General features: G+C 56.1%; 11 protein-coding genes. 5 read left to right on the top strand and 6 right to left on the bottom strand.

Annotated features, from left to right (window positions below):
- The first annotated feature begins 52 nt into the window (after positions 1–52).
- The 5 genes from RHM68_RS02670 to RHM68_RS02650 all read left to right on the top strand — a co-directional run bounded on the left by RHM68_RS02670 (position 53) and on the right by RHM68_RS02650 (position 5620).
- Positions 53–649 carry a MarC family protein gene (locus RHM68_RS02670; RefSeq protein ID WP_322220410.1) on the top strand — a complete coding sequence of 199 codons (597 nt, stop codon included), beginning with the start codon at positions 53–55 and terminating at the stop codon, positions 647–649.
- Between the two features lie 229 nt (positions 650–878).
- Entirely contained in the window at positions 879–1880 is a 1002-nt protein-coding gene (locus tag RHM68_RS02665; RefSeq protein WP_322220409.1) for a formylglycine-generating enzyme family protein, read from the top strand.
- Between the two features lie 134 nt (positions 1881–2014).
- A complete protein-coding gene (locus RHM68_RS02660) occupies positions 2015–3067 on the top strand; it encodes a formylglycine-generating enzyme family protein (RefSeq protein WP_322220408.1) in 1053 nt (350 codons plus the stop codon).
- Positions 3068–3319: 252 nt separating this feature from the next.
- Positions 3320–4315, top strand: a complete 996-nt coding sequence (locus tag RHM68_RS02655) for a formylglycine-generating enzyme family protein (protein WP_322220407.1) — start codon at positions 3320–3322, stop codon at positions 4313–4315.
- A 309-nt stretch (positions 4316–4624) separates the two neighbouring features.
- The gene (locus RHM68_RS02650; RefSeq protein WP_322220406.1) at positions 4625–5620 is read left to right on the top strand and encodes a formylglycine-generating enzyme family protein; all 996 of its coding nucleotides are present in this window, start codon (positions 4625–4627) and stop codon (positions 5618–5620) included.
- Between the two features lie 53 nt (positions 5621–5673).
- Here the strand turns inward: RHM68_RS02650 and RHM68_RS02645 are convergent, their stop codons facing one another.
- The 6 genes from RHM68_RS02645 to RHM68_RS02620 all read right to left on the bottom strand — a co-directional run bounded on the left by RHM68_RS02645 (position 5674) and on the right by RHM68_RS02620 (position 19716).
- On the bottom strand, positions 5674–6756 hold the full coding sequence (locus RHM68_RS02645; RefSeq protein WP_322220405.1) for a hypothetical protein: 1083 nt from the start codon (positions 6754–6756) through the stop codon (positions 5674–5676).
- A 10-nt stretch (positions 6757–6766) separates the two neighbouring features.
- Positions 6767–7983, bottom strand: a protein-coding gene (locus tag RHM68_RS02640; RefSeq protein ID WP_322220404.1) for an IS3 family transposase whose coding sequence is annotated in 2 segments (ribosomal slippage) — positions 6767–7638 and positions 7638–7983 — 1218 coding nt in all. Because the reading frame shifts where the segments join, the coding sequence is not laid out codon by codon here.
- A 54-nt stretch (positions 7984–8037) separates the two neighbouring features.
- Complete coding sequence (locus RHM68_RS02635) at positions 8038–9513, bottom strand: LysM domain-containing protein (RefSeq protein WP_322220403.1); 1476 nt, start codon at positions 9511–9513, stop codon at positions 8038–8040.
- 16 nt (positions 9514–9529) lie between these two features.
- The gene (locus RHM68_RS02630; RefSeq protein ID WP_322220402.1) at positions 9530–10363 is read right to left on the bottom strand and encodes a DUF4123 domain-containing protein; all 834 of its coding nucleotides are present in this window, start codon (positions 10361–10363) and stop codon (positions 9530–9532) included.
- Positions 10360–12456, bottom strand: coding sequence for a type VI secretion system tip protein VgrG (locus tag RHM68_RS02625; protein ID WP_322220401.1), 2097 nt, complete (start codon positions 12454–12456; stop codon positions 10360–10362). The genes RHM68_RS02630 and RHM68_RS02625 overlap by 4 nt, the downstream gene beginning before the upstream one ends.
- 246 nt (positions 12457–12702) lie before the next feature.
- Positions 12703–19716 (bottom strand): TcdA/TcdB pore-forming domain-containing protein, encoded by a 7014-nt coding sequence (locus RHM68_RS02620; RefSeq protein ID WP_322220400.1) that lies wholly within the window; start codon positions 19714–19716, stop codon positions 12703–12705.
- Positions 19717–19924 lie beyond the last annotated feature (208 nt).

Here is a 19924-nt window from a genome sequence, read left to right as displayed (position 1 = left end):
CCGCAGCGCCTGATAGACTCCCCGTCAATTTCCCTCGCCGCGAGCGTCAATCATGCTCCACGTGTTGTTCAGCGTTTACCTGAAGATGCTGGTGCTCTACAGCCCGTTCTTCGTGTTGTCCTGCTTCATCAGCCTGACCCGTGGCTATTCACGCAAGGAACAACGACGCCTGGCCTGGAAAGTCGCGCTCGCGACATTGGTCTCCAGCGTCTTGCTGTACCTGTTCGGCCGAGTGATTTTCAGCGTATTCGGCATTACCGTAGACGCTTTTCGCATCGGCGCCGGCAGCGTGCTATTCATCTCGGCACTGGCCATGGCCCAGGGCAAGTCCGCCGTGCAGACCGACAATGTGCAGCAGGACGTGACGATTGTTCCGCTGACCATTCCCCTGACCGTAGGCCCCGGCACCATCGGCGCGCTGCTGGTAATGGGCGTCAGCCAACCCCACTGGGATGACAAACTCACCGCCATCCTCAGTATTGCCATGGCCAGCCTGACGGTCGGCGTCGTGCTTTATCTCTCCAATCATATCGAGCGCATCCTCGGCGATCAGGGCCTGCAGATTGTCAGTCGCTTGATGGGGCTGTTCGTCTGCGCACTGGCGGCGCAGATCATCTTCACCGGGGTCAAAGGCTACCTGGTGTCTTGACGCCACCCTGCACAAAGCCACTGTGCCATGCGGACAGTGGCTTTTTTATTTCCAGACAAACAATATAAAGATCACTTTTAAAGTCCATTACTGCATAAGCGAATAAAGTAATAACAACTTCCAACTCAACCACACGCCTACCTATTTAATAAGGCGGCAATTAACATCCCGAATACGCAGTAAAAATGATAGTTTCGCGGCCTTGGATTGTAGATATAAGGACATTCACGTGATAAGAAACATCTTATTACCTTTTTGCACTTTACTGTTGCTGGCTGGCTGCCAGGCTCCATCCACGCCGCTACCTAAAAGTGAGAAGCTGTCCTCCGACAAAGTCGCCAGAATCGCAGCCACTATCGAGCATAAATACCCAACACTCTCCGCAGATATTCGCAGCACGCTGCTGAATACCGTGGTGAGTTCTTTGGACAATATGGTGTTTGTCGAAGGCGGTGAATTTCAGATGGGCGATTTTGGTTGGGTGTTTGACGATGACCCCAGCAACATGTGTGAATGGCCCTGTGGGGTAGAACCGGAGCGGATGGGGCGGATAAGTATGCACGGTGATGATGACTTCGTTCATCCCGTCAAGCTCAGCAGCTATTACTTGTCAAAGTTTCAGACAACGCTGGCGGATTTTGATTTATTTTTTATTGCGCAGGGTAAACCGTTGTTTGATGCGGAATATCGTGAACGAGAAGATTTGAAGGTTAAGCTTTACGCACCAAACCTACCTGCGCCGACAAAGAACTGGCAAGAAGCGAAGGACTACTGCAATTGGTTAGGCAGGCTAAGTGGTTATCTGGTGGATCTGCCTACCGAGGCACAGTGGGAATATGCAGCGCGCAATCGTGGACAATATGTAGCGTTCTCCACCGACAACGGGAGTTTAAATTATGGTCGCAACTTCCCCGAACCTGGTGGAAATAAACGCCGCACCTTTGCGATTGATAGTTTCACCCCTAACCCTTTAGGAATTTATAACCTCTCGGGCAATGCTACAGACTGGGTCAATGATTGGTACGACAAAAATTATTACCGCCATTCACCATTAGAGAATCCTCAAGGCCCTGAAACAGGAACCCTGCGAGTTAATCGAGGTTCAGGTTATGGTGAGAGTCCATTATTGAATGCCAGTACCGTTCGGCGCTGGGCTAATGAATCAATAAAGGGAGAATATATAGCTGGTTATAGCTTTCGCTGTTCCATCCAATCTATTCAGCCGCTATAGGTACGCCAAAAATAAGAGCGCGATCAAACACACCCACTACGCCTTCCAACTCATACAGCCAAACTTAGCGCACATGCCATACCGCAAAAAATGATAGTCTTGCGGCCTTGGCTTATCGGTATAAGGATATTCACGTGACAAGAAACATCTTATTACCTTTTTGCACTTTACTGTTGCTGGCTGGCTGCCAGGCTCCATCCACGCCGCCACCTAAAAGTGAGAAGCTGTCCTCCGACAAAGTCGCCAGGATCGCAGCCACTATCGAGCATAAATACCCAACACTCTCCGCAGATATTCGCAGCACGCTGCTGAATACTGTGGTGAGTTCTTTGGACAATATGGTGTTTGTCGAAGGCGGTGAATTTCAGATGGGCGATTTTGGTTGGGTGTTTGACGATGACCCCAGCAACATGTGTGAATGGCCCTGTGGGGTAGAACCGGAGCGGATGGGGCGGATAAGTATGCACGGTGATGATGACTTCGTTCATCCCGTCAAGCTCAGCAGCTATTACTTGTCAAAGTTTCAGACAACGCTGGCGGATTTTGATTTATTTTTTATTGCGCAGGGTAAACCGTTGTTTGATGCGGAATATCGTGAACGAGCAGATTTAAAATTTAAATTTTACGCACCCAATCTACCTGCGCCGACAAAGAACTGGCAAGAAGCGAAGGACTTTTGCGATTGGTTGGGGGAAATCAGTGAATACCCAGTGGGCCTACCCACCGAAGCCCAATGGGAATATGCAGCACGCAGCCGCGGCCAATACTTAGCGTTTCCGACCGACAATGGCAGCTTAAACTATGGACGTAATTTTCCCGCTCCTGCGGCTGGCGATAATTTCCCCATCGATAAGTTCCCACCCAACCCCTTAGGGCTTTACGGCATGTCGGGTAACGGAACTAACTGGGTGAGCGACTGGTATGACAAAGACTACTACCGTCATTCGCCATTAGAAAACCCGCAGGGGCCTAAAACCGGCACTCAGCGTATCCGCCGAGGTGCCACCGTATCAGAAGATCCCCTGCTCGGTGCCAGCACGGTTCGACGCTGGTCCATCGATCCAGAGCATAGCCAGCACCTACCCAATTCCGGCTTTCGCTGCGCTATTCAATCCGATCAGTCGCTGCAGTCACAAAAAATTAAAAGGGCGCCGTTAAAGCGCCCTTGTTATTTATCCTTTATTTAGGCCAAGCCTTCAAACCGGCCACTGCTCTGTGCCGCCAGCAGCACTTTTTCTTTACGCCAGGCTTCACTGGGTTCCCAGGCCATGCGCGTCGACCGTTCAGATGAATTATTAAACGCCAAACTGTCAACAATTAGAGCTCGATCAAACACACCCACTACGCCTTCCAACTCATACAGCCAAACTTAGCGCACATGCCATACCGCAAAAAATGATAGTCTTGCGGCCTTGGCTTATCGGTATAAGGATATTCACGTGATAAGAAACATCTTATTACCTTTTTACACTTTACTGTTGCTGGCTGGCTGCCAGGCTCCATCCACGCCGCTACCTAAAAGTGAGAAGCTGTCCTCCGACAAAGTCGCCAGAATCGCAGCCACTATCGAGCATAAATACCCAACACTCTCCGCAGATATTCGCAGCACGCTGCTGAATACAGTGGTGAGTTCTTTGGACAATATGGTATTTGTCGAAGGCGGCGAATTTCAGATGGGCGATTTTGGTTGGGTGTTTGACGATGACCCCAGCAACATGTGTAACTGGCCCTGTGGGGTAGAACCGGAGCGGATGGGGCGGATAAGTATGCACGGTGATGATGACTTCGTTCATCCCGTCAAGCTCAGCAGCTATTACTTGTCGAAATTTCAGACAACGCTGAAGAGCGTTGACCTGTTCTTTGTTGTGCTTGGCAAGCCGTTAATAGACGCTGAATATCGTGAACGAGAAGATTTAAAAATTGTGCGGTTTTCGCCTAACCTACCTGCACCGAGCAAAAGCTGGCAAGAAGCCAAGGACTATTGCAGCTGGCTGGGTGAACTCAGTGGTTATCCAGTCGATTTGCCCACCGAGGCCCAATGGGAATATGCAGCACGCAGCCGCGGCCAATACTTAGCGTTTCCGACCGACAATGGCAGCTTAAACTATGGACGTAATTTTCCTCTTCAAGGTAAGGGGCGACCCTTTGCGGTAGATAGTTTCCCCCCTAATCCCTTAGGGATTTACAACATGTCGGGAAATGCTACCGACTGGGTGAACGACTGGTACGACAAGGACTATTACCGTCACTCACCATTGGAAAACCCTCAAGGCCCGGCGACCGGAACACAAAGAATTCGCCGAGGAACTAATGCGGGCGAAAGCCCATTGCTCACGGCCAGTACCGTTCGGCGTTACCCTAACGAGCCCGTAAAGAGCATTCATTTACCCGGTGCAAGTTTTCGCTGCGCTATTCAATCCGATCAGTCGCTGTAGTCACAAAAAATTAAAAGGGCGCCGTTAAAGCGCCCTTGTTATTTATCCTTTATTTAGGCCAAGCCTTCAAACCGGCCACTGCTCTGTGCCGCCAGCAGCACTTTTTCTTTACGCCAGGCTTCACTGGGTTCCCAGGCCATGCGCGTCGACCGTTCAGATGAATTATTAAACGCCAAACTGTCAACAATTAGAGCTCGATCAAACACACCCACTACGCCTTCCAACTCATACAGCCAAACTTAGCGCACATGCCATACCGCAAAAAATGATAGTCTTGCGGCCTTGGCTTATCGGTATAAGGATATTCACGTGATAAGAAACATCTTATTACCTTTTTACACTTTACTGTTGCTGGCTGGCTGCCAGGCTCCATCCACGCCGCTACCTAAAAGTGAGAAGCTGTCCTCCGACAAAGTCGCCAGAATCGCAGCCACTATCGAGCATAAATACCCAACACTCTCCGCAGATATTCGCAGCACGCTGCTGAATACAGTGGTGAGTTCTTTGGACAATATGGTGTTTGTCGAAGGCGGCGAATTTCAGATGGGCGATTTTGGTTGGGTGTTTGACGATGACCCCAGCAACATGTGTGACTGGCCCTGCGGGGTAGAACCGGAGCGGATGGGGCGGATAAGTATGGACGGTGATGATGACTTCGTTCATCCCGTCAAGCTCAGCAGCTATTACTTGTCGAAGTTTCAGACAACGCTGAAGAGCGTTGACCTGTTCTTTGTTGTGCTTGGCAAGCCGTTAATAGACGCTGAATATCGTGAACGAGAAGATTTAAAAATTGTGCGGTTTTCACCTAACCTACCTGCACCGAGCAAAAGCTGGCAAGAAGCCAAGGACTATTGCAGCTGGCTGGGTGAACTCAGTGGTTATCCAGTCGATTTGCCCACCGAGGCCCAATGGGAATATGCAGCACGCAGCCGCGGCCAATACTTAGCGTTTCCGACCGACAATGGCAGCTTAAACTATGGACGTAATTTTCCTCTTCAAGGTAAGGGGCGACCCTTTGCGGTAGATAGTTTCCCCCCTAATCCCTTAGGGATTTACAACATGTCGGGAAATGCTACCGACTGGGTGAACGACTGGTACGACGAGGACTATTACCGTCACTCACCATTGGAAAACCCTCAAGGCCCGGCGACCGGAACGCAAAGAATTCGCCGAGGAACGAATGCGGGCGAAAGCCCATTGCTCACGGCCAGTACCGTTCGGCGTTACCCTAACGAGCCCGTAAGGCGCATTCATTTACCCGGTGCAAGTTTTCGCTGCGCTATTCAATCCGATCAGTCGCTGTAGTCAAAAAAATTAAAAGGGCGCCGTTAAAGCGCCCTTGTTATTTATCCTTTTATTTAGGCCAAGCCTTCAAACCGGCCACTGCTCTGTGCCGCCAGCAGCACTTTTTCTTTACGCCAGGCTTCACTCGGTTCCCAGGCCATGCGCGTCGACCGTTCAGATGAATTATTAAACGCCAAGCTGTCAATAAATCGATTGAATTTATCCTGCTCGTGGCCAACAAGCAGCGCATTAATGCGTTCCAGGCTTTCCATGGCATTGACCTTTTCCCCTTTCAGCGAGCAATGCTCCAGCACTTCGATAAACTGCCGCCAGCGCCGAACTTCGGAGAGCAAAATGACCAAGGCTTTTTCCTGGTTTTCGTTGAAGTGACCCATTCCCCTCGCGGCAACGCCTTCGGTTAGCAGGTAGACCATGGGCCCAATGGTTTCGGGGGGTAATGCGCTCAAGGGGATGTCCTGCCCGCTTACCCGGATGAGCTTATCGCGCTGATGAGCAATCAAATAACGGGCCAGTGCTTCAGCTTCAATCCTTGTGGCTTTTCTGTTGTCCCACCAAGCAAACATTTCTTCGCGACCCAACTCAAACCCCCTGGCAGCCTCCTTCACGGGTGACGTTATCACCTGATACAACCCCGAAGCCAAATAATTAAAAGCCTCCCCCGTCACTCCTAACAGGTGCCGATACTCCACTTGCGCCAAGGCATTACAAAACAACAACGCCAACTGCCCAACCTGCTCAACATCCACCACCGTAGCAAAGCCCCCCCCAGCCCCTGGACCGAACACCAGCGAGCCTTTGCATTCAAACGCCAGCCGGTTATCCGAGATGCTAAGACCAAACTCGCCACTGCCTCCCATCCCCAACGCGGCATTGCCTTCGACCTTGACCGTCGCCAGGCTGATCCAGTTGCTGCTGGCGTTGGCTTGACCGATGACGGAGTGCCCCGTGCCGTGCTTGTCCGGCGCCACCCACTCAAAGGCACCACTGAGGGCGCCCCCACTTTGCGCGCCGGCAAAGGCTTCGCACTTGACGCCGATGCGGCCGTTGGGGCCGACTTGCATACTCGGGGTGCCGAGCAACGCAGTGGCGCCGGATGCGGTTTCGTCGGGTGGACTGGCCCCTATCAAACCGGACACCTGCACCCCGTTAAATTGATGCCGCTGCCAAACGCCTAAACTCCCGTGGTGAACGGTATTTCAGCGCGCTGTGCGGATGCTCCTCGTTGTAATGCTCAAAGGCAATCGTCAGGTTACGCAAGGCTGTTTCCCGGTCAGGTTTGGGCATGTGCGCGACGTAGTCGCGTTTCATCGTTTTGACGAAGCTCTCGGCCATGCCGTTGCTCTGCGGGCTACGCACCGGTGTGGTCACCGGTTGCAAACCGATCTGTCGGGCAAACTGGCGTGTCTGTTCAGCGATGTAGGCCGAGCCATTGTCGCTCAGCCATTGCACCGGGGTGGCAGGCGCCTCTTCACCGAAGCGTTTTTCCACCGCCTCCAGCATCAGATCACGGATATCGTCGCCGCTGTACCCGGTCGGGCTGGCCACCCAACCGATGGCTTCGCGGTCGCAGCAGTCCAGGGCAAAGGTCACGCTCAGCTTGGCGTTATCATCACAGCGAAACTCAAACCCGTCCGAGCACCACCGGGTATCGCTGGTGGCCACGGCAATTCGGCCTTCGTGACGGCGTGCCACACCCGGTTGTTTAATCCGTCGCTCCAGCAGCAACTGATGATCGCGCATGACGCGATAAACCCGCTTGACGTTGATCGGCGCCTGACTCTGCTTTTCACGCCGACGACGCAGCAACCCCCACACACGGCGGTACCCGTAGCTGGGCAGTTCACTCACTTCAGCCTGAATTTCTTCGACCAGTGCGGCATCGTCCAGCGCAGGGCGACGCCGCTCGACCTGAGCATTTGGGTTGAGTCGAACCGTCAATTGCGAGCGCGCTACACCGAGACTTTCACTGATCAGCTTCACTGGTCGTCCCCCGGCAACAAGGGTGAGTGCGCAATCCATTTTCGCGACCGAGCAATCTCCACAGCTTCCTGAAGGATCTCGACCTGCATGGTTTTCTTGCCAAGCATGCGCTGTAGCTCGCGGATCTGCTTGAGCGCATCGGCCAGCTCGGAAGCGGGCACCACGCTCTCCCCAGTACTGACAGCCGAGAGACTGCCGCTCTGATAGAGCTTGCGCCACTGAAACAACTGGTTGGCATTCACGCCATTCTGTCGAGCCACCACCGAGACGCTTTGCCCCGGTTGCAGGCTCTCGCGAACCATGGCCAGTTTTTGCTCCGGGCTCCAGCGGCGACGCCGCTCCTGACCCAAAAGCTCCCCACCCTTATCGTTTCTATTAGTCATATACACAGTCGTTTGCCTATCCCTTATGTTAAGGGGGAAACGGTGTCCTGTCTTTCAGGGGGCTCGTCCATCGGGTTTGTAGTGGGTTGTGACACCCGCCTCGCCCTGTGCCTTGGCCCCGACAAAACACGACAGTTCCAACTTGCCACTGACGCGAAACACGCCCATCGGGTGGACCACTTCCAAGCCCTCGGCGTTGCGGTAGGCCATGTGCGCGACGTACCCGCCCTGACTCGGAAAATACGTATTCAGCGACACCGCCGCTTCCGCCAACGAGAACGCCGCGTTGCCTTTGACACCGACCTCGATGCTGCCTTGCCTGGGGTTCCAACTGTTCACCCCGGCGCTCGCACTGGCGGCAAAGCGCAGCGCGTGGGCTTCGCTGGACACCGCGTAGCGCGCGGCATCGCTCTGATTGGAGGACCACGCCACTTGCTGATGCAGGGTATTGAGCAGGTTGTCTTCTTCACTGGCCCAGCTGCTGATTTTGAGTTCCAGACTGCCCAGCGGCCCGGCTTTGCGTCCTGAGCCGATCGAGTTTTTGATGTCCTTGATCAGGTCGCCGGCCAATTGCTTGCTAAACGTTTTCCCGGCCAACACGCGAGTGCTGACCTGGACATTCCAGCGCGTTGTTTCGCGAAATCGAGCCGGGATGTAGTGCCGTCGCGTCGGGTCACTGAACACCATAACCTCCACCACGGTGAGGCCGGTTCTGGTTTGCTTGCCACGCTGTGTTTCGCCACGGATGCCTTTGCCTTGGTTCAGCGTGGGCGCGGCGTTTTTGGCGTGGGTTGAGCTGTTAACGGGACTGGCTGACCGCTGGGCTGTCAACTGGGTGCGTAACCGGTTGATGTCATGGTCCAGCGCCCGGGTTTTGTTGTGCATCAATTCCGTCCAGTTGGACTCGAAATACTGAGCCCCACCAAAGCTCGGGCGGTAGTCCCGATACCAGTCACGAATCTCCTGCAACTCCCTCAGTTGCCCCTGAAAATCGTTGGCGGTGGTCAGCGGCGCGGCCACCGCGACAGGCCTGGGCTCACGAATCAGTAAGCCGGCGCCTTCAGCCTTGATCGCCCACGCGTCTTTCACGCACGCGGTGCAGGCGCACACAGCGTCGGGGTTTTGCAGTTTATTGCATTGGCTGATGGGTAAAGCGTTGGCTAGATTTTGGTGCAACTCATCCATCAGTGTCTGAACCGCGCTGATTTCCCGCTTCAGTGCTTTGGATTGATCGTCGGTCAAGATATGGAAGTACGGCTCGCCGGTGATGTGAGCGATATCCACCAGTTCTTCCTTGCAGTCCGGCTGGCCCTCGATGGCAGTGCAAGTGAGGCTGTCCGCAAACACCAGCGGCGGCAGGATTACGTTGGGCGCGGCGCTAGCGGGGAGCTTCAACTCCCAACCGGGCCGCAAGTAGTGGGGGTTAGAGATCATCGGGTTGAGCGCCTGAATATCAGCCGCTTTGGCGCCGTGCTGCTGGGCGATTTTGCCCAAGGTGTCGCCGTGTTTAACCGTATAGGTGCTGTTCATTCTTCATCGTCCTGATTCAGAGACGCTCAAGCTCGCTGAGCTTTTCGCCAAGGCCGAGGTCATCACGGGCCAGCCATTCGGCGGCCGGGGAGCGACTCCAAAAGTCATCGCCCTGAATCAGGGCCAGGCGTAGCCAGCGTTCCTGCTCAAGCACGCGTAAATAGCCTGTTTGTCGGGCTGCCAGTAATTGTCGGAACACGAACTCCACGGGTTCTGGCATGGGCAACACGGTTTGATAAGCCTGGGCAAACCGTTCAGCCAGCACCTTCAGACGGAGCTGATCCATCAGATCCTGACGCGTCTGGCTCAGGTGCAACCAGCCGGGCGCTTGAATCTCAGCGTCCACATCAGGGCGAGGATTAGCAAAATGGCGCCAGCCCATTTCGTTGCGCCAGGCGAGGTGGGTAACCGGCCCCATGAACTGCAAACGCTCGGGTTCATTGAGGCTGTTCAACAGCGGCTCCAGCCAGCGCGGGTCAAAAAAGCGCAGTAGGCGGGTACAGGAGTTATCCGTGCGGACCGTGAGCACACAGCGCCAATGCGCAATGGCCTTTGCAAAAGATGGCTCATCGCGCAGATAGGCCACGCAGCCGGCAGGGGTCCGTTCGAGCAGCGCGCTGGCGTACTCGGTCCAGGCGCCAAGCGAAGGCAACAGCAACGCGAACGGTCCTGCGGTTTGCAGTCGGGCATAGGGCGTGTCGTCGAATAGCGGGACACACCGTGCGGAGCCATCAGCGACCGCCTGCTCGATGCGGGCCTGTAAGTCCGAATCGGCACTGGCATCCAGAATCACGCACAGTATTCCCGGTGCGACAGGTGCCTCAAAGGGTGAAGCAATGGCGGTAATCATGCGGATTCACCTGTCGGGTGGGTGGGGCAGTCACTTGTACTGCCAAGCTCGCAACACGGCACAGGCAAGAGCGCGCCAGCCAACGATTGCTGCTGGTAAAACGACAGGCTGGGGAGTGGCAATGGCGTGGGAGCTGACAACGCTGAGAGCATTCCAGGCAACGCCGGCGCGGCGACGACGCCCACCACCGGCGCCCCGCCCTGAACAATGGCCACGCTGCTGAAAATCCCGCTGGCGTTGATCACGATGTGTTGGCCACCGGCTTCAAGCGTCAGGCTCACGTCGGCCTCAACCACCACATTGGCGGCCGTCATATGCGCTTGCGAACCCGCCTGAATCACCAGCGTTCCGGCCACCGTGGTGCTGGCGTTACTGCTGATGCTGATCCGTTCTTCACCGCCGATCACCGTATTGCGCGCGCCTTCGGTGGTGTGCAGTTCGTCGCCCTTGATCAGGCTGGCGCTGTGCTGGTCCACCTGTTCAAAACGGTCGTTGCCGATCAGGCTGTGGCTGTCGCGGGCGATTTGCTCACGGCGGTCATTGCCGATGCGGCTGTCGCTGTCGTTGAGGATCAGTTGCTCGATATCACGCTGGGCCCGCAGGTAGATTTTTTCCTGCCCGGCGCGGTCTTCCAGCGACAGTTCGTTGTAGCCGCCGGTGCGCGGCGAGCTGTGGCTGCGCAATACGGTTTTGGTTTTGTGTTCGGGCAAGGCATGGGCGACGCAGGTGACTTTGTTCGGCACGCAACCGGTGATCAGCGGCTGGTCGGGGTCGCCTTCGAGGTAGGTGACGACGACTTCCATGCCGATGCGCGGGATGGTCACCGCGCCGAACTGCTCGCCCGCCCAACTGGACGAGACCCGTAGCCAGCAACTGCTTTTATCGCTGTTGAGTTCGGCGCGGTCCCAAGGCAGTTCGACCTTTACCCGACCAAACTCATCGCAAAAAATCTCTTCGCCCACCGGCCCGGTGACGCGTGCGGTCTGGCTGACCAGCTGCGCTTGGCGTGGGCACAGCGGCGGACGATAAAAAACGTCCCACGGAATGGCGCTGAACGTATTGCGGTAACCCTGAGTGAAACCCTCTTCGGGTTTGACGTCGAGGGTGATCACCTCTTCGAGTGCTTGTGGCTGTTTCCCAAAGTGCGTAACGCTTAGCAGCAGCCACAGATCGTTGGCGGTTTTACGCGGATGCTCCATCAGGTCAAAAAAGTGACCGCTGCGCAGGGTCGGCTGATCGCTTGTGCCTTGGGCCAACTGATAGTCGGTGCGGTGGCGCTCCAAGGCCTGACGGGCGAGTTGTCTGCCGCGCTTTTCAGTCTGCATCAGCAACGGGTAATCGTAGTCTTCCAGCACCGGGGTGAACTCGGCGCTGAAGCTGTTTTCCAGCAACAGCTGTGGCCGTTTCAGGTCGTAGTCGCGGCGCGTCACGTTGCTGGTACGGGTGCTGAAACGCATGGAAAACTGGTTGACCACCGGGTGCTCCGCGACCATGCCCGAGTCTTGCTGGTAGGGGGTGGCGCCCAGTTTAGGGAAGAAGGTTTGATCGTCGGTGAACACCAACTGATGACCGCCCGATGAATGCTGGTGATGCCACGCGATGCCGTCTTCGGCGCACAAGCGCTGGACGAAATCCAGGTCACTTTCACCGTATTGAGTGCAGTACTCACGCTCGGGGCTGGTGCTGACATGGAAGCTGAACGCATCGCTCAGGATGCCGTGCCCCTTGAGCACTTGCGTGATGATCTGCGGCACCGTCAACCGCTGGAAAATCCGTGGGTTGTGGCTGAACTGCAAATAGTGCAGCGCCGGCACCAGCGTCAGGTGATAACGGGTCAGGCGCTTGCCGGCCTCACCGACCATGACGTCTTCGATGCGGCCGTGAAGGCCTTCGCCGTTGAAGCCAAATTGCAGAAACGCCGGCTGACTGAGCAGGCGTTCCAGATCGAAATCCGGGTGCTCGCTGACCAGCTCGACCTTGATCGCGTACAAGGCGCTGATCGCCTCTGTACCTTCAAACGCGAGCACCTTGAAATCGTGACGAACCGCGGGGATGTGCAGTGTGAAATGCGCCGTATTGGCCGACCCGAACATACGCTTATCCTTAAGCCCAGAGGATATGAAAGCGCGACGTCCAAACCGTCCATGGCCTGTGCTCGCGAAAGAGCCGAGTACGTTAGCAATGGGGAAAATGGATTGATGTAGGACTAATCCAGGAGTTCTGTATGAGCTTTCTGATTTTCAACATGTGCGTCAGGTAGCGAGCGCAAAAATGACCGTGCCTTAAGACGCCCCTGCACACACATAACGTGAAGGGGCGTCAGAAGCCTGCAATCGCGGTTAGGCTGCGCTGCTCGTCATGTCGGCCGAGGCAGCGGCAACAAGGGTGGTGAGTGACAGTCCGACGCTGGCGTCAGCACTGTTGCTCAACTGGCTCACCACACTTGAGGCGGTGAAGGACGGCAGTCCCGCTACCACCAGCAACACCTCACCTCGCACACTGACATCATCGGCATTTACCTGACGCAAGATCAGGGTGCCGCAGGTATCAGGGTCGAAAATCACCAGATGCTCACCGACCAGACTCGCGCTCAAGTCCTGCGCCAACGGCAGGTCCCAAATCAGTTGGCTTGTGATGCTGGACAAAACTGCTGCTGGTCGGCAATCGACAATCACCGACTCCAGCCGCAGCCAAGCGGCACGTGACACATGATAGGTCGTGTTGCCCTGCCCTGCTCGCAGGACCAGCGTGGTGACATCGTCCGGGAGGAAAGGCAGAAGATCGGCGACGACTCCACGTCCTTCGATCGTCAGCACCTCGCCCGTGCGCTGCATGTAGTGCGCGGGCAGGGCGCGGCCGCCTGGATACCTGCGCAGTCGAGCCTCAACATTGTCGTAAAGCACGACGCTGGTACGCTTTTGAGTACCCAGCAGTTCAGCGCTTTGGGGCACTGTTTCGTTCGGTGCCTCGATCAGACGCCCGCTGGCACAGACGAACCATTGCTGCCGGTCGGGCTGCGCCACCGTCAGTAATGCCGCATAGCGATCATGGCCACTCACCAATGCCTTCAAGCTGTCACTCAACGTGCCGCCCTGCGCCTGCACCCACTGTTGATCGACACCGGTAATCAACGCCGGCTCCTTGTCCTGCAACGTGAGTTCAATGCCGTCCCTGCTCGTCGCGCGCAGCCCGGCGTCTTGCGGCCTGACGTCCGCAAACACCCAGCCGGACCACTCCAACTGCGGCGCTGGCAGCGCATCGGCACGCAACAGCTTGGTGCCGCTACCAAACGCTGCCGTCATTTGCGCGGCATCGATAAAGGCTTGGCGGTAGACCCGTCCCCTGGACACATCAAACAGCCAGCCGCCCGTGTTATCCGGCGTCACTCCCAGCAGCCGCACTTCCTCGCGATGCCCAAGGTCCGCGAGCAGCAATCGATTGTCGATGTACCAGGCGCACAACTTGTCATCGTTATGCAAACCGCTCAAGCCCAGCAATGCCAAATGCGGCGACGGATATGCGGTCACCACGGTGCTCAGCTCTGCCGACCATTGCGGCCGGTCCTTGAACCAGGTTTCGGTCAGACCACCGAGTTGCAGTTGCCCTTCGAAGGTGACATTGAAGAACATCCCGCTTTCGGCCAGAACCACGTAAGCCCCCCGAACCTGCGCGACGTCCGTCAGCCGTCCATTTCCCGAGGCCCATAGCCACTCGACCGACAATTTTGGGCCTTGTGGCGTGTGCGACAGCGCTCGCCGACACAGGGAGTGCTTTTCCCGGTCATAGATCAGGAACACATCACCCTCGGCGCCCTGCGGCGTGAGGAGCATCAGTTGCTTCATGCTCTTGATCGAATCGGGCCAGCCGCGCTCGAAATGACGCGTTGTCATCGGATGAATAATCAGCATGTCATGGCCACGTACCCAGACGATGTCCCGTATCGAGGACGCCGGTTTCCAACAGAGTGCAACGAAGGGAGCGGGCTTCCAGTTCGCACCTTTAAATGGGCTGTGTTGCGCTATCGGCCGAGCGTAGTAACTCCCCAGCACCTGACTCCATTCAGTAAGGTTAGGGTGCGCACTGACCAAGTGCTGCATGTTTTGATCCAGGCCGCGGGTCATCGAGCAAAGGAGTAGTTCGTCATCCTTGAGTAGATAAACCAGGACGTCCTCGATCCCGTCTTGATTGTTCAATGTCTGGACAATTTTTATCCCACCACCCGCCACCGTTTCAAGGCTCGAGACGGTGGACACGCTGTTAATCCTGAGCAACAGTTTATTGCGATGATGAATCCACCCGGTGATCACATCGACGGTCCAGACGTCATACCCCTGCGGGTCAAAGAAATAGGCAAAGCCGTTGGTCACCGGTCCCAGCACAGCGTTCTCGCTCTGCGTAATGATTTCATCGCGCACGTACAGGAAACGATCTTGCGCAAGGTCGTAGTAAGCCAACGTGGTACGCGGCTCCTCGGGATCTTCGAACGGGATAACGAATTGATGGACCTGCGTATACGGCATGGCCAGTCGATGATCCCTGGCCAGCCCCCTGAAGTGACTGCGCAAGGCTCTTTCGTCCATGCCTGGCAAGGCGCTCTGTTCAATCACAATCAGTTGCTGATGGGCCAGGTACAATCGGACCACTTCGTTGTCGGCCAGCCGAACCACAATCTCGTGAGCGGCCTTGCCACTGAGCAGTACCTGTAGGCCACCAATCTCAAAGGCCTTGGTGCCCTTGAACACGACATCACGTTCAGTGGCCCAGGTCGCTATTAACACCCAGCGCATGGTCTGTGTGCCGGAGGCCTCGAGTTCAAGACTTACCCCGCGATTAAGCTGCAAGGTACACGGCGCATCGCCACCCTCGACCTGATAGGTCAAAAGGTTGTGCCAATTACTCGGCAATAGCGACACGATCAGCGTGCGCGCCACCTCATCCAGCCGAACCTTAACCACGGTTGGCCGGTAGACCCCGCGCATGCCATTGACGATGTATTCGAAAGCACTCGACCAAAACGAATATAAAAATAGCCAGTCCCCGTCAGGCTTGCGCTTTTCCAGACGACGGGCAATATCGAAACCGCTGTCATGACGCGTGCTCGAACCCGGTAGCCATTTGTAGGTGTAGCCGTAAAAAGCCTTCGGCGTACACGGCAGCATGATGGCGTGCTCAGAAGGGGGATCGAAGGGAGTCGAGGACGGCAAGCCGAGTTCCGAACGGATATCGATCCCGCGCGAATAATCCACGTCATAGTCCGGAACCCCAAAGTGGTTACGTAGGGGGAACAGCTTCGGGCTATCGAACGTCAGGGAGGCGTTGCGTAAATCCACCGACGTGATCACCACCAAGCTGATCGGCAGCCATGCCCTGTCCCTGGCACTCCACCTGTAGCCACCGCTCTTGTAGCCTTGCTCCAGCTCATGGAAAAACCAGCCGACCTGTTTGGCCTCTTCGGCAATCTTGGCAAAACCCTGCGCCAACGCTCCGACTCCAATGGCCAGTCCACCGAGAATCACCGAAAAACCTCCGAGAGCCACCGCTGCCGTGCCCGCCCCTAATGCTGCGGCGCCCAGCCCGGCAGCCGCCAGCAGCGCACTGGCCGAATCAAAGGCCAATTGAGTACCGAATTGCGCAATCTCTACATCGCTCTCGGCCTGGCTCAACTGATAGATATCGAAACCGACATTCGCCAGCGCCAACACCGAACCGACCCCCTCATTCGCGACGTGGCCCAGGGCCTCGCCCAACGCGGTGGACGTGGCCTGAGCGATCAGCCGCTCCTGAGCCAACCCTTGCCGAACCAGTTGCAAGACACTGACCAGATCGAACGCCACACCATGCGCCATCTGTGCATAGTTCACGTAGGCATGCAGACGAACCGCCAGGGTCAGCGGTTTGTCGCCGTCCTCCTGGGCGCGCAGCGCATGCATCAATGCCTGAATGGCAAACCCGGCGTTGAGCGTGTGTACGGCGCCGGCATGGGTAGGGTCGAGCACGTCGACTCTGGGCGCGACCAAACGCGTGAACAACTCCGACAGATAGGTTTTGATCCGCGCCAAGCGCGGATTACTAGAGCTGACACGCACCAGTTCCTCAGGGCTACCGGGCTTGATCAGGCTGATCTGATAATTGCCTGCGGCCGTCTCCTCCAACGTCTGGAACAGCGGGACAAACTGGCTCGACAACCCATGCTCGACTTGAAGCTGACGCGTGGCCTGCTCGATGTGTTCTCCCCAGCCACGACTGTCCAGCGCCATCAAGGAGCGACCCAGTTGCGGGTTGTCCATCAGCGATTGACCCCGCACGCTGGACAGACGACGTCGGCCAGCCGGCATCAAATCGCCAGGCAACTCACCAGGGCTCAACACCTCACGGACATGAAGCCCCGCCGAGGTGGTCATCGACGCAATTTTTGCGCCATCGAGTTCGATTAGCTCGAAGCGCGGCAGGTTGGCCTCTCCATAGGCGGCGTAGTCTGCGGCCATCCCCTGCTGCCCGAAGAATTGTTCCAGCGCACGGGTGAGTACCTCCGTTTGCCCAACCTCGAAAACAGTGATGTTCGGATCATAAAAGTGATACGCCTCCTGTCCACCTTCCACGGTTTTAGCCAACAACATCGCGTGGTTGGCAGAGTTGAGCATCAGAGTGCTGTTGCCCGGTCGGGTTTTCAGGAGGGCTACCGCGTCCTTGATACTCGACTGGCCGTGCGCGATTCCGACCTCGTGGGTAGGTACATCGCGCAGGTGTTCAATGACATGCAAGAACGCCAAGGAGTCTTTGCTGTCTGGCTCAATGACACTGGTATAGAACCGCTCACGCAACGTGGTTCGCGCCTGCGGCCCTTGGGCGAAAGCAGCGGCCATCAGCATCGTCAATGGATAGCAGCGCGCCGCAACCGTGTCGCCAGCGCCCCTCAACAACAGGTCTTGAGGCACCAGCTTGAACGAAAGGCCCTCGATCCCCCCCAACACGGAAGCCACCTTATCTTTGACTCTGCCCCGATACTCGAGCTTGGCGAGCCGTTCGACCCGGGCCACCGTTTGCCCCCACTGACGTAACGTCAGCGACTGCTCGAGGGCCGCCTTTTTCAGATCAAAGGCGACGTCGCGCACACCGACCGGCTCATGACTTTGGCTCTGCAGACCAGCGATAAAAGCAGGGCTTCTGGTCTTTAACAGTTGCTCCTCATAGACCGCATAGCGCTTGGAAACGCCCTGCTTGCTCACCCGGTTGGCCAAGTTATCGAATTCACTGCTGTGAGCCTCGAAGGTGCGATTGTCCAGGCTGTCGAGTCCCAACATCGCGCCGAGCCACAGACGTTGCGCCGGGCTCAACTGCTCGATGACCAATGTGCCTTCGGCCAGGCCCTCGAAGAGGCTATCCATTGAAAGTGCCTGGGTCTTTGCGTCACGTTGCGAGCCCGGCGGCCGCAGCGCCGGATCCTGGGCGAGGATCGCCTGACGCTGGTCAAAACTCAGTGACAGGGGTTTATCGAACACCACGCTGTGATCATGCAGGGTATTCATGGCCTTTAGAAATGCAGGCCCAAGCTCATCGGACAAGTGCTGCAAAATCTCGCTCTTGAGCACGTGACGTCCTTCAATGACAGGCCAGCCGTTCTCAAACTCAACGGTCTGATGCTTGAGCAACGACGCGATACTGCCCCTGTAGCTGACCTTGAAATCCCTGGCTTTCTCATTGTCCAGCCACTCCTCAATCAGGAACGCGTCTTCCTTCCAGGAGTTGTCCTTTCCCTCCTCGGTCATTGTGTTGACCGTCAAGTGTGGGGCAACGCCCCAATGAGTCCAAAGCTCTCGCGACAATTGCGCGGGGAAATGCTGTGTTTGGTATTCACGCATCGCCTCACGCATCGCGGTCGGCCCAGTCAGAAGAATCGTATTTTCACTGCCAGGGCGGATGCCGTCGTCGTAGTAACCGGCAACGGCAACGGCCAGTGACTTCCAGGCAATGTCTTCTTGCGCTGTAAGCAGGCCTAAAGCACCCAGTTTTTTCTCGAGCACCTCCACTGCCAGATCAGCCCGGCGATTAAACTCCAGAGGCAGGATGCCGCGCTCCATCGCCAAAGTGGCCGTGGTGTCCAATAGTGCGTAAGCCATTTTGAAACGCTCGAAAACCACTTTCAATATCGAGGCTTGGGGATGAGCCATCAGAAACGCATTGCTCAGACTGCTGCTTTGGACGACAGCCGCCATCAGGTCGGGGCGAACGAGGCGCTCCACCGGTGGAAAAAAAACACTGGCCAAATCAGGATGGCCCTCGGCAAAACGCGTTAGCGTCACGCGATGCTCTTCAGGAATGAACTCGACATACCGTGTGTACTGGCTCAACAGTGCCTGACGGCTCGGCATCCACTCAGGGTTGTGGTCCAGTAATAACTGCAGAACGCCAGATTGGGCATTCTCGTTCAGGCCACTGATGTCTACACCCCCCATTTTTTCCATAAACGGCGGTAAGCAATCAACGTCTGCGTAAGTTCCACCTTCAGCAAAGAGCGCTTCAATACGCACCACATCCGACGCAGCGGCCAGATTGCCGCGCAACTTCATTTCTCGCTCATAGAGATCACGCAGGTTGAGGGCAATACCTTTTCCGACGGCCAGATCCCGAAGTTCAAGCCCTCGCTCGCCCGCACTAACGATACTGCGCCGGTTAGTCTCGCGCAGGTTTTCAAGTTCATTTTTTTTCTGGCCATAGGCGCTTACCAACAGTTCAATCCTGGCGTCGTCGGCGCTCATCCCTTTTGCGACCGCGTCATTTAGAGACGCATACATCTGCTGTTTCAAGACTGTCGCACGCTCGACATATCGGTCCGCCAACTCATGGTAATCCGTCATCTCCTTGCCATCGGCCAACATCGTATCGGCCTTGGCGGCTTCGACAATAACCCGGTTAGTTTCATACGCGAGCAGCGCATCACTGTCGTACCAAAGTTTCAGAGTGTACTTCTCATCGACCATCACTTTTTGCCAGATATTGATGTAGTCGCGCTGGACCTCCCCCAGCCCTCCACCGAGCCAGACAAAGTGCAGGTTCTTCGGTACTTCAAGTGCGGGCGCCATCATCTGCTCCACACTTGCACTGACCCGCGCCTGGAAGCCATCGATTTTTTCGTAGAGGCCTGTCAGCGCTTCAGCCCCCGGCGCGGCGGGGCTAACCGCAGACTCCGGGTCTGTAGTACGTCGCTTGCGGCCCGCAGGCCCGACCAAAACAGCCAGCGAATGCTTGAGAAGCCCCAAGGGTTCCAGAAGTGCTGGCGAATCCAGCAAACTGATACAGCCGGCGTAATACCTGAATATCTCCGCGTACTGCTCTGTACCTTTATGCGGTTGCAAAGCCCGCTCTAGATCCTGCGACGTAACCAGGTCTGTAAAGCTTATAAGTTGTCCCGAAGCACTCACTATTAATTCATTCATCGACAATAATCCTTTTTGTCTTAAATAACGTTTCACCCGCAGCCGCTCGACCAGAGCACATCAATCAACCGTTGCCCTGTCGCTCGACGCACCCAACTAAACAATTTAAAAACTTAATATAGAAACA

This window comes from Pseudomonas sp. DC1.2, from assembly GCF_034351645.1.
GTDB lineage: Bacteria > Pseudomonadota > Gammaproteobacteria > Pseudomonadales > Pseudomonadaceae > Aquipseudomonas.
The sequence above is the reverse complement of the archived record's forward strand: the minus strand, read 5'-3'. Positions and strand labels throughout refer to the sequence as shown.